We start from the raw sequence: 10,240 nt of genomic DNA, 5'->3' as shown, positions 1-10,240 counted from the left end.
TTCGGCATGGCGGGAACCTGTCACGAGACGGCGGCAGCCGAACTCGGCGTTGCCTTCGTGGGCGAGTTCTTTCCCGATCTTGCCTACGCTCCCGGCGGCAGCCTGATCATCCCGCGCGTCCAGTCGGCCATCGACCTGACGCTTGCCGAGCACCGCATGATGGGGGCGCTTACTCGAGGCGAACTCGTCACGACAGACGGCACGATCCGCCCGGTCGACTTCGACACCGTCTGCATCCACTCCGATCCGCCGAATGCGCGCGACGTCGCCGCGCTGATGCGGCGGATCATCGACACTCATTCCAACGGCCTGCCATGATTCATTCTCCCGAATCGTGAAAGCTCCACGCAAGGGACTCGAGGACTATCTCGAACTCACTGCCCGAACCATTTCTCCAAGCCGCTGAGGACTTCCATGGATGCGCTTTCCAACTCTCTCGCCGCCGCCGACATCGCCACCACCATGCACCCCTACACCAACCTGCGTCAGCACGAAGAAACCGGGCCGCTGATCATCAGCCGCGGCGACGGCATCCGTGTGTATGACGAACGCGGCAAGGAATACATCGAAGGGCTGGCCGGGCTCTGGTCGGTGGGCGTCGGCTTTTCGGAAAAGCGGTTGGCCGACGCTGCCTATCAGCAAATGCTGAAGCTGCCCTACTACCACACCTTCTCCTCCAAGGCGCATGAGCCATCCATCCGGCTCGCGGAGAAACTCGTGGAGATGACGCCGGAAAACCTGACGCGTGTCTTCTTCACGTCGTCGGGCTCGGAAGCCAACGACACCATCGTCAAGATGATGTGGTTCATGAACAACGCGCTGGGCCGGCCAAAAAAGAAGAAATTCCTGGCACGGACCAAGGGCTATCACGGCATCACCGTCGCCTCCGGCAGCCTGACAGGCTTGCCGGTCAACCATCGCGACTTCGATCTGCCGGCCATTCCCGTTCGCCACCTGACCTGCCCGCACTTCTATCGCTTCGGCATGGCAGGCGAAGACGAAGCCGCCTTCACGGCGCGCCTGCTCGCCGAGCTGGAAGCGGTGATCGCCGAAGAAGGGGCTGACACCATCGCAGCCTTCATAGGAGAGCCGCTCATGGCAGCCGGCGGCGTTCTGCCACCGCCGGTCGGGTACTGGGAAGGCGTGGAGAAAATCTGCCGGGCAAATGATATCATTCTGATAGCGGACGAGGTGATCTGTGGTTTCGGGCGGCTTGGTACGCCCTTCGGCGCTCAGAAATACGGCTTCACGCCTGATATCATGACGGTCTCCAAGCAAATCACGTCGTCTTATATGCCGCTTGCCGCCGTCATTTTCTCCGATGCGATCTATCAGGCGATCGCCGACAACACCGCCACGATCGGCAATTTCGGCCACGGCTTCACGGCGTCAGGTCATCCGGTCGCGACGGCAGTGGGTCTCGAAAACCTGGCCATCTTCGAGGAGCGGGACCTGATCGGAAACGCGGCCCGCCTCGAGACGTCGTTCCAGGCCGGCATCCGCTCATTTGCCGATCACCCGCTTGTCGGCGAAGCGCGGGGCACCGGTCTTATCGGCGCCGTTGAGCTGGTGGCAGACAAGGCGACGAAACGCCCCTTCGTCAAGGTTGGGCGCGCAGGGGGTATCGCAGCAGGCTTCGGCCACGAGGAAGGCCTCATCTTCCGCGCCATCGGCGATCAGCTCGCGCTCTGCCCGCCGATGATCTCGACAGAAGACGATGTGAAAGAAATCATGACGCGCATGGGCCGGACGCTTGAGCGCCTGACCGGTGCGGTTGCCAAGGAGGGACTTGAATGACCCGCATGAAAGCCGAACCGGTCGTCCATATCGACGACGAACGCTTTCGGGTCACCGAATGGCGCTTTGCCGCCGGGGCCGAGACCGGCTGGCACATCCATGGCCATGACTACGTCATCGTGCCGCTTACGGACGGCAAGCTCGGTCTCGAAGGCCCGGACGGCGCGCAGTCGCAAGCCGCCCTCACTCAAGGGGTGCCCTATTCGCGGCGGACGGGTGTGGCCCACAACATCATCAATGCCGGCGATGCGCCGCTGGCCTTCCTGGAGGTCGAGGTCGTTGAGGCCGGCGATCTCGCAGCCAGGCGGCTCGCCGTGCTTGACCGGTTCCTCGCTGCCTGGAACGCTCGCGATGTGGGCGCGCTGATGGACTGCATGGCTGAGAATTGCGCTTTCCACGGCTCGGCCGGACCCGATGCCGAAGGGCGCAAGCATATGGGGCGTGACGCCGTGCGCGCCGCCTATGCAGCGCTGTTCGATGCTTTCCCGAAGGCCGCGTGGACCAGGGGACGGCACGTCGTGACGGGCGACACCGGGCTTTCATCATGGCGCTTCGTCGGCACCACGGCAGCGGGGCAGCAAATCGAAGTCGACGGCTGCGATATCTTCGCTTTCTCGGGGGAGCTCATAGCGCTCAAGGATTCCTACCGCAAAGCGCGAGGGTAGCGAAAATCTGAATTCATCGGGCGACGAAGGGCGGTCCAAGCGGGCCGCCCTCGTTTTTTGTCCAAAGGCAAGATCCTACGAAAGGGCCGGGCTTACCCGGCCCATCTTCTTACTTGAGCAAGGCTTCCATCGGTACCGGCTCGGAAATCGTCCAGTTGCCTACAACACCCGGCTTGCCGGCCTTGGTCTCGACGATCAGGTACCGCGTCTGGTTCTGGTGATGCAGTTCCGGCGTGAAGGTACGAGGCCCGAACAGCGTCGGCTCGTTCTTCATCTTCTCCAGTTCCGCGACGACGGCGTCGGCATCGGTCGTGCCTGCACGCTCCACCGCCTTGGCCCAGACGTCGACCATGACGTAACCCGGAAAGACATACTGGCTCGAGGGATCGGCGCCTGTCTTCGCCTTGTAGGTGGCATTGAACTTCAGCACTTCCGGATTGGGATCGTCGCCATAGATCGATCCCTGAACGGGGACGTAGAAGTTCGTCAGATCGGGCACAGCGGATAGCCAATAGCTACCGTCGACGCCCGAGCCATTCAGGATCATGGAGTTGATGCCCGCGGCACGAAGCTGCTTGATGGCCGAAACAGCGCCCGGCATCATTGTGCAAAGCATGATCGCATCCGGCTCCTTCGGCAGAGACTTGATGCGGGTGATCTGCGCGGCGATGGAGGCGTCCTCGTTCTTGAAGGTGTCTTCACCGACAAGCTTCGCGCCCTGGGCTTCGAGCTTCGGCATCATCCAGTCGAAGCCGTCGCAGATGCCCTTGTTGTAGGCCGTCCAGGTATCGAGCAGACGGTAGAAGTCCTTTGCGCCTTTTTCCTTGAATGCCCACTCGGCCATGGTCGCGCCCTGCACGGGCGCCAGCACCGACGCGGAGAAGCTGTGCGGGCCGACACCCTGGATACCGGCCTTGACCGATTCCGCGCACAGGAAGAAGGAGATACGGCCCGCGTCCTCGGCCGCGAGCGCAGCCGGCGATCCGAAGTCGTAGTCGCACGAGACGACCACGAGATCCGCGCCCTGGTCGAGCACGGAGAGGCCCGCCTTGGCGCCTTCGGCCCGGTCGGACTTGGTGTCGGCCTTGACGACCTTGATCTGCTTTCCAAGCAGACCGCCAGCCGCATTGATCTCGTCGATGCGGATCAAGGCCGCCTCCTGCGCAGGCTTGTCATAGGCTTCCATGAAGCCCGACTCCGCAGTGGCGAAGCCGATGACGATGGTCTTGTCATCGGCCAGGGCCGGGTATGCGATGGACATCGAGGCCAGAGCGGTTGCGACAATTCTCATTTTGTATGTCATGCACGTCTCCTTTTTGTTTTCCGGTCGGGCTTGTGCCGCCGGTCACTTGTTGCGACTGCTGCGGGGTAAGGTGATCTCGCGGTTGCCCATGAGTCCGGATGGGCGAAGCGCGAGGATCACGATCATGATGACGCCGAGGGCTATTTCCTGAACCCCTTTCGGGAGGGCGAAAGTGGACTCGCCGAGCGATACGCCTGCCTCCAGCCAGCGCAGCGCCTGGATAAGGGCGGACAGCAGGACGACACCCACCACACCCCCCGACAGGCTGCCCATGCCGCCGACGACGAGCATGGAAAGGGTGATGAAGGTGAGACCGAGATAGAATGTGTCGGGTGTGACCACGCCGATGGAATGAGCCATGAGCGCACCGCCCAGCCCCATCACCGCGCCTGATATGACGAATGCCACCAATCTTTCCCTGGGAATGTCGATACCGGAAGCCGCGGCGGCGGTGGGCTCGTCGCGGGCAGCACGAAGGGCCAGGCCGGACCGGGAGATCGCGTGCGCCCAGGCGATGAAGATCGCGACCACGGCGCCGATGAGATACGGCCAGATCACGCGTACGATCGGAATGCCGACGACCGATGAGGTCGCTCCGGTCACGCTCTCCCAGTTGGAATAAATTGTGTTGATCATGGCGAGCATCGCGAAGGTCGCGATCGAAGCCGCGATGCCCGATAATCGCATCAGCACCCGCCCGAAGATGAGAGCGGCGAGGGCGGCGAACAATGCTGCCAGCATAGCCGATTGCCAGTACGGCAATCGGGTCGCCAGCAGCCATTCGGGCAGTCCCGGCAGCGAACCGCGTTTCATCATCGGATTGATGGTGAGCCACGCGGCCGCGTAGGCGCCAAGGCAGGTGAAGCCGATATGCCCGAAGCTGAGAACGCCCGAATTCCCGATAAAGATGTATAGGCCCACGACGAGGATGACACGGACGAACACGTCGATCACCGTCTGGTTGAAGGGCCGCGATCCGGTCATCACCGTGATCAGCGCGATGGCCAGCAGCAGCAGAGAAAGCAGGACCGGTGTCAGGATTGTGCGGCGGGCAAGCGCGAAGCGGGCGGGCTTTCGCTCGGCAGCCGGGGCACCGGCAGCGGTAGAGTTGGTGAGGGAGGCGACGACACCCATGAAATCAGATCCTTTCCTTGGTGCCGCGCGCGGCAATAAGCCCCTGTGGGCGGAAGAGGAGGACGAGGATGACCGCTCCATAGACAAAGGCATCGCGGAATGGCCGGGCGTCGATGGGCAGCATGACTTGCATGATCACCGAGGCGGCACCCAGCAGGAAGCCGGCGAGCACGGCTCCCCCGAGGCTGCCGAGGCCGCCAATGACGGTGGCGATGAAGGCCATCAACATGATCGAGGCGCCCATCTGGATGTCCAGCGTGCCTGTCTGGGCGCCAAAGATCAGTGCAATGGCGGCGGCCAACGCGCCGGAGAGGGCGAACGCGCCCATGATAACCCGGTTCGCACGCACACCCAGCATTCGGGCCATCGAGAAGTTCTCGGCCGCCGCCCGCATCTCCAGGCCGAAGCGGGTTTGACGCAGGAACAGTGTCAGGCCGATCAGGATGACCATCGTGGCCACGATCGTTATGAGCTGGAGGAGGGGAAGCCTGGCACCAAGGATCTCCACCGGCTGGGACAGTTCGGGCAGCAGCGAGATCGATTTCGGCCGACTGGAGAAAAGCATGAGCAGGAAGTAGCGAATGACGAAACCGAGCGCGAAGGAGGCGATCATCATGGTTGCCGGATTTGCCTGACGGAACCGCCTGAAGACGACGATTTCGCACAGCACCGACAGCCCGGCCCCGCAGAGGAGCACGAATGGCAACAGCAGGTACCACGGCAATTGGCCGGCGAAGACGATGGCCATTGCGTCCGTAGACGGCCATAACAGGGCGAAGACGCAGAAGGCGATGACGTCGCCATGCGCGAAGTTCACGAGCCGCATGACGCCGAAGATGAGGGCAATGCCGAGCGCCCCGAGCGCGTAGAGCGAACCAAGCGAGAGTGCGTCGAACAGGATCTGAAGCATCTCAATTGTCCTCGTAGCCGAAATAGGCAGCCTGGATCGCCTCGCCATTGCCGAGCGTCCGCGCGTCGCCATCGAGCACGATCTGTCCGCCACGCATCAGGATCATCCGCCCGCCCACCATCATCGCCCGGGCCGAGCTCTGCTCAACGATCAGGAGCGTGAGCTGGCGCTGCGCACGCAGCGCGATCAGCCGCTCGTAGACCTGGTCGTTGATGTTGGGGGCGAGGCCCAGTGAAGGCTCGTCGATGGCTACAAGCCGCGGATTGGTCATCAGCGCGCGGCCGATGACCAGCATTTGCTGCTGCCCGCCGGACAGCAATCCCGCCTGCCCGTGCCGCCTCTCTTTCAGCATCGGGAAGGTTGCGTAGACGGCTTCGAGTTCGTCGGCCGCTCGGCTGCGCCAGCCGCGTTCGCGGGCGTGCATGCCGGTTCCGACCAGAAGGTTCTCTTCGGTCGTCAGCGAGCCGAAGACATCGCGCCCCTCCGGCACCATGGAGAATCCGAGCCGGGCGATGTTCTCCGGCGCCTGGCCGGTGATCTCATGACCTGCAAGGTCGATCCGGCCGCCCGCCACCGGCGTAACACCGGCGATCGCGCGCAGCAGCGAAGACTTCCCGGCTCCGTTCGGGCCGGTGATGAACAGGATTTCTCCCTCGTCCATGGAGAAGGAGACATTGCGGACCGCCGTGAGACGGCTGTAGCGGATGGTGATGTCGGAAAGGGCGAGCAGGCTCATTCCATCGCCTCCAGCACAGGCAGGTCGGTGTTCGCGGCCGTGCCCATATAGGCGTGGCGCACCTTCTCGCTGTCGCGGATCGCGGCAGGCGGTCCTTCCTCGATAATCGCTCCGGAATCGAGCACGACGATATGCTGGCAAAGGCCGAGCACCAGCCCGACATTGTGCTCGATGAGCAGGACACCACAGCCGAGATCGCTGGCGATGTGTCTTATCAGGGCGGAAAGCTCCCGCGCCTCCAGTGCGCTCATGCCAGCCGCGGGCTCGTCGAGCAGGATGTATGCGGGCCGTCCCATCAGGGCGCGGCCAATGGCGACGCGGCGCTCGTCCGTGTATGGCAACGTTCCGGCGATGCGGGTACCCAGCGCACCGATGCCTATCCAGTCGAGCATCGCTTCCGCTTCGGCGATGGCAGCGCGCCGGCTCATTCCCAGGCCAACGCCGGTCACTTCCAAATTGTCCAACACAGGCAGGTCGCGGAAGAGCCGCCCACCCTGAAAGGTGCGGGCAATGCCGCGCCGCCGGACCTGATGCGGCTTGAGACCCGTGAGTGCTTCCCCGTCGAGCTTGATGGTGCCTTCCGTCGGTGCCTGGAAGCCGGTCAGCACGTTGACGAGCGTGGTCTTGCCAGCGCCATTCGGGCCGATGAGGCCACTGATGCGGCCGGGCGTAATTTGGAGGTCTACCGATGACAGGGCCTTCAGCCCCGCAAACGATACCGAGACGTTCTCCGCGCTCAGATGACTCATGACCCTTTCCTTCTTTCTACCGACGGAAAGGCGCGAAGCATCCGGCCTTGCGGCCAGCCACGTTGCAAATGTCTTCCCCTGTCGGTTCCGGCGGTCTCTAGCGGACTGCTCGGGTGCCAAATTCACGCCGTTGCCCGGCGTCGTCTTGTCGTTTCGCGCACCGGATTTTGTCTTCCGCCACGCGCGGTCGGTTTTGGCCGGCCGATCTCCTCGCCTCCGGCTCCTCCGCCGGCATTCCCGGCTGACGTCAGCCGGCCAGATGCCCTTCAGCACGCGCCAGCGCGGCGCGCTGTTCGGTTCGCGCGGCAAGCGCGTCTTCCAGCGTCACCGGGACGAAGCGCGCCGGGGTGTGCGGCTGGAGCTGGGCGATAAGGTCCATGTCGGCCGATATCACCACGCCCAGCATCATATACCCGCCACCCGAAACCGCGTCCCGGTGAAGAACGATCGGCTCAGTGCCACTCGGCACCTGGACGGATCCGTAAGGATAGCAGGCATCGACGATGTTCGAGGGGTCGGAGCCCGCACCGAAAGGCTGCTCGCGCTCGACGAATTCCAGCGGCGTTCCGCCGCGGAAGCGATAGCCGATACGGTCGGCTTCGGGCGCGACCTTCCAGGTTTCCTCAAAGAACCGATTGCCGGCAGCCTCAGTGATCCGATGCCAGTATATGCCGGGAAGCATTCTGAGTTCCGCCGGACTATTGCGCGCGCGGCGCAGATTTGCAGGCAGTGAAAGACCGGCTTTGCCGGAACCTTCGCCGAGGGGAAGCTCATCGCCCGCTTTCAGCGTGCGGCCCTGATGGCCGCCAAGCGCGCCCAGAATGTAAGTCGAGCGCGAACCGAGAACCACGGGTACGTCGATGCCGCCGGAGACGGCCAGATAAGCGCGCGCGCCGCCCTTGAGGAAGCCGAAAGAAAGTCGGTCACCGGCCTTCACCGGAAAACTTTCCCACGTCGACCGTTCCTCGCCATTGAGTTTGGGTGGGAGCTCTCCACCTGTGACGGCGACGACCGCGGATTGGGTGAATTCGAGTTCGGGACCCATGAAAGTGGCTTCGAGCACCGCGGCACCCGGATCGTTGCCGACAAGCAGGTTTGCGATGCGTGTCGCAAAGCGGTCCATGCCGCCGCCTTCTGGAATGCCGACATGATAGTGGCCGGGTCGGCCAAGGTCCTGCACGGAAGTGGAGAGGCCGGGAGAGATTACCTTAACGGCCATTGATAAGCTCCATCAGCTTTGCATTGGTGCCGTAAATGTCGCTGTTGAAATCCTTCAGGCTGAAGGTGCACTCGCGAACCGTCGGCTGCCACCGATTGGCTTCGATTTCCTCAAGCGTGGCGTCGTAGTCATCGCGGCCAATGGCCTTGAACTTGACGATATCGCCTGGCTTGAACAGGCACATGTCATCGGCGAGGTAGCGCACCTTCCTGGTCGGGTCGTAGATCGGGGCCGGGGTTATGCCATACATCTGGTAGCCGCCAGCGCCGCGTACCGAATAGATCGCTGCAAAGCAGCCGCCATGGCCAATGGTGAGCTTGGGAGTGTCGGTGCGTGGACGCAAGTATTTCGGCGCCTGAATCTGTTTCTTGCGCTCAACCATCTGGTACAGGAAGGGCAGTCCGGCGACGAAGCCGACCATCGATACGAACCAGGGCTGGCCGGAATAGGCCTCGATAAACTCTTCCACCGTGGCGTAGCCGTTGATGCGTGCCGAATATTCAAGATCGGTGGAGGAGGGGTCCTGATGGCGCTCGCGGAAGCGCAGGCAGGTTTCACGCGTCCATGGATCCTGGAAATAAACCGGCAGTTCGATGATCCGGGTCTTCAGCACCGGGTCCGACTTCGAGGCGGCCTCTTCCATCGACTTCAGTTCGCTGAGCAAATCCTGCGGCTTGACGATGTCGGGGTTGAAGCGAATCTGGAAGCTGGCGTTGGCTGGGCAGATCTCGGTGACGCCTCGGATGCCTGCCGTACGCACCGCATTGGTCATCGAAAGGCCGGTAAAGAAGGAGGTGAGCGACATTTCTTCGGACACCTCGCCGAAGATATGTTCGTCACCGCCGAAGTTGAATCGTATCGACATCGGTCCTCCTTAACCCGCCAATGCTGCGGCGTTTTCGATGAGCCAGCCTTCCAGCCAGCGGGTATGCACGTCTCCCGCCCGCATCGCCGGATCGGCGGCCAGCGCAAGAAACAGCGGCTTGGTGGTCTTGAGCCCGCCGATCTTCAACTCGTTGAGCGCGCGGATCAGGCGCACTATCGCCGCCTCGCGCGTCTCTGCATGCACGATCAGCTTGGCAAGCAGCGAGTCATAAAAGGGCGGCACCTGATAGCCTTGATAGAGCATCGAATCGAAGCGTACGCCCGGACCGCCGGGAATGCGAAGCTCGGCCACCTGCCCGGGGAATGGAGCGAACTCCTTCGCCGGGTCTTCGGCATTGAGCCGGACTTCGATCGCATGCCCTTTGACGGAGACATCGCTTTGCCGGATCCGCAGCTTCTCGCCGCCGGCGATGCGAAGCATCTCCGCAACGAGGTCGATGCCGGTGATCGCTTCGGTGACCGGGTGCTCGACCTGGATACGGGTGTTCATCTCGATGAAGTAAAAGCGGTCTGCTTCATCGTCGTAAAGATACTCTACCGTGCCGGCACCAGAGTATTTGACCGCCTTGGCCAAGGCGACCGCTGAAGCGCAGAGCTCTTCGCGCAGCCTGTCTGAAAGTGCGCGCGACGGCGCCTCCTCCCAAACCTTCTGGCGTCGCCGCTGCAGCGAGCACTCCCGCTCGTAGCAGTGGATGGCATCGCTTCCGTCTGCCAGCACCTGCACCTCGATATGGCGGGCCTTGCCGATCACCTTTTCCATGTAGAGACCACCATCGCCAAAGGCGGCGAGGGCTTCTGCTTCGGCCTGAGGAAAGGCTTGTTCGAACTCGGCAAGCGAGTTC

At 62.7% G+C, this 10,240-nt stretch carries 10 protein-coding genes and 1 pseudogene; 3 read left to right on the top strand and 8 right to left on the bottom strand.

The window, feature by feature from the left end; translation table 11 throughout:
• From ENZ75_RS09600 to ENZ75_RS09590, 3 genes are all read left to right on the top strand, one after another.
• Positions 1–318: LamB/YcsF family protein (locus ENZ75_RS09600; protein ID WP_206617022.1), on the top strand; the 318-nt coding region annotated here is incomplete at its 5' end.
• A gap of 96 nt (positions 319–414) precedes the next feature.
• Positions 415–1,797 (top strand): aspartate aminotransferase family protein, encoded by a 1,383-nt coding sequence (locus ENZ75_RS09595; protein ID WP_063167468.1) that lies wholly within the window; start codon positions 415–417, stop codon positions 1,795–1,797.
• Complete coding sequence (locus tag ENZ75_RS09590; protein ID WP_063167469.1) at positions 1,794–2,462, top strand: nuclear transport factor 2 family protein; 669 nt, start codon at positions 1,794–1,796, stop codon at positions 2,460–2,462. The genes ENZ75_RS09595 and ENZ75_RS09590 overlap by 4 nt, the downstream gene beginning before the upstream one ends.
• A gap of 109 nt (positions 2,463–2,571) precedes the next feature.
• Here ENZ75_RS09590 and ENZ75_RS09585 read toward each other — a convergent pair whose 3' ends face one another.
• The 8 genes and pseudogenes from ENZ75_RS09585 to ENZ75_RS09550 all read right to left on the bottom strand — a co-directional run.
• Positions 2,572–3,765, bottom strand: a complete 1,194-nt coding sequence (locus ENZ75_RS09585; protein ID WP_013533160.1) for an ABC transporter substrate-binding protein — start codon at positions 3,763–3,765, stop codon at positions 2,572–2,574.
• Between the two features lie 42 nt (positions 3,766–3,807).
• Complete coding sequence (locus ENZ75_RS09580) at positions 3,808–4,899, bottom strand: branched-chain amino acid ABC transporter permease (RefSeq protein WP_063167470.1); 1,092 nt, start codon at positions 4,897–4,899, stop codon at positions 3,808–3,810.
• 4 nt (positions 4,900–4,903) lie between these two features.
• Complete coding sequence (locus tag ENZ75_RS09575) at positions 4,904–5,809, bottom strand: branched-chain amino acid ABC transporter permease (RefSeq protein WP_013533158.1); 906 nt, start codon at positions 5,807–5,809, stop codon at positions 4,904–4,906.
• A 1-nt stretch (position 5,810) separates the two neighbouring features.
• The gene (locus tag ENZ75_RS09570; RefSeq protein ID WP_013533157.1) at positions 5,811–6,545 is read right to left on the bottom strand and encodes an ABC transporter ATP-binding protein; all 735 of its coding nucleotides are present in this window, start codon (positions 6,543–6,545) and stop codon (positions 5,811–5,813) included.
• On the bottom strand, positions 6,542–7,603 hold the full coding sequence (locus tag ENZ75_RS09565; RefSeq protein ID WP_244514266.1) for an ABC transporter ATP-binding protein: 1,062 nt from the start codon (positions 7,601–7,603) through the stop codon (positions 6,542–6,544). Before ENZ75_RS09565 ends, ENZ75_RS09570 begins: the two co-directional genes overlap by 4 nt.
• Complete coding sequence (locus ENZ75_RS09560) at positions 7,542–8,513, bottom strand: biotin-dependent carboxyltransferase family protein (RefSeq protein WP_063167471.1); 972 nt, start codon at positions 8,511–8,513, stop codon at positions 7,542–7,544. Before ENZ75_RS09560 ends, ENZ75_RS09565 begins: the two co-directional genes overlap by 62 nt.
• Positions 8,503–9,378, bottom strand: a complete 876-nt coding sequence (locus ENZ75_RS09555; RefSeq protein WP_013533154.1) for a carboxyltransferase domain-containing protein — start codon at positions 9,376–9,378, stop codon at positions 8,503–8,505. Before ENZ75_RS09555 ends, ENZ75_RS09560 begins: the two co-directional genes overlap by 11 nt.
• Before the next feature lie 9 nt (positions 9,379–9,387).
• A pseudogene (locus ENZ75_RS09550) lies at positions 9,388–10,240 on the bottom strand (acetyl-CoA carboxylase biotin carboxylase subunit); the annotation flags it as partial.

Source organism: Mesorhizobium sp. M7A.F.Ca.CA.002.04.1.1 (assembly GCF_004022805.1).
Taxonomy (GTDB): domain Bacteria; phylum Pseudomonadota; class Alphaproteobacteria; order Rhizobiales; family Rhizobiaceae; genus Mesorhizobium; species Mesorhizobium ciceri.
Note: the sequence above shows the minus strand (reverse complement) of the source record. Positions and strands in the feature narration are given on the sequence as shown.

Excerpts from the sequence above, each read along its gene's own strand:
- ENZ75_RS09560 (WP_063167471.1), bottom strand. The coding sequence starts at position 8,513 with ATGGCCGTTAAGGTAATCTCTCCCGGCCTCTCCACTTCCGTGCAGGAC.
- ENZ75_RS09590 (WP_063167469.1), top strand. The coding sequence starts at position 1,794 with ATGACCCGCATGAAAGCCGAACCGGTCGTCCATATCGACGACGAACGC.
- ENZ75_RS09585 (WP_013533160.1), bottom strand. The coding sequence starts at position 3,765 with ATGACATACAAAATGAGAATTGTCGCAACCGCTCTGGCCTCGATGTCC.
- ENZ75_RS09555 (WP_013533154.1), bottom strand. The coding sequence starts at position 9,378 with ATGTCGATACGATTCAACTTCGGCGGTGACGAACATATCTTCGGCGAG.
- ENZ75_RS09575 (WP_013533158.1), bottom strand. The coding sequence starts at position 5,809 with ATGCTTCAGATCCTGTTCGACGCACTCTCGCTTGGTTCGCTCTACGCG.
- ENZ75_RS09595 (WP_063167468.1), top strand. The coding sequence starts at position 415 with ATGGATGCGCTTTCCAACTCTCTCGCCGCCGCCGACATCGCCACCACC.
- ENZ75_RS09580 (WP_063167470.1), bottom strand. The coding sequence starts at position 4,899 with ATGGGTGTCGTCGCCTCCCTCACCAACTCTACCGCTGCCGGTGCCCCG.
- ENZ75_RS09570 (WP_013533157.1), bottom strand. The coding sequence starts at position 6,545 with ATGAGCCTGCTCGCCCTTTCCGACATCACCATCCGCTACAGCCGTCTC.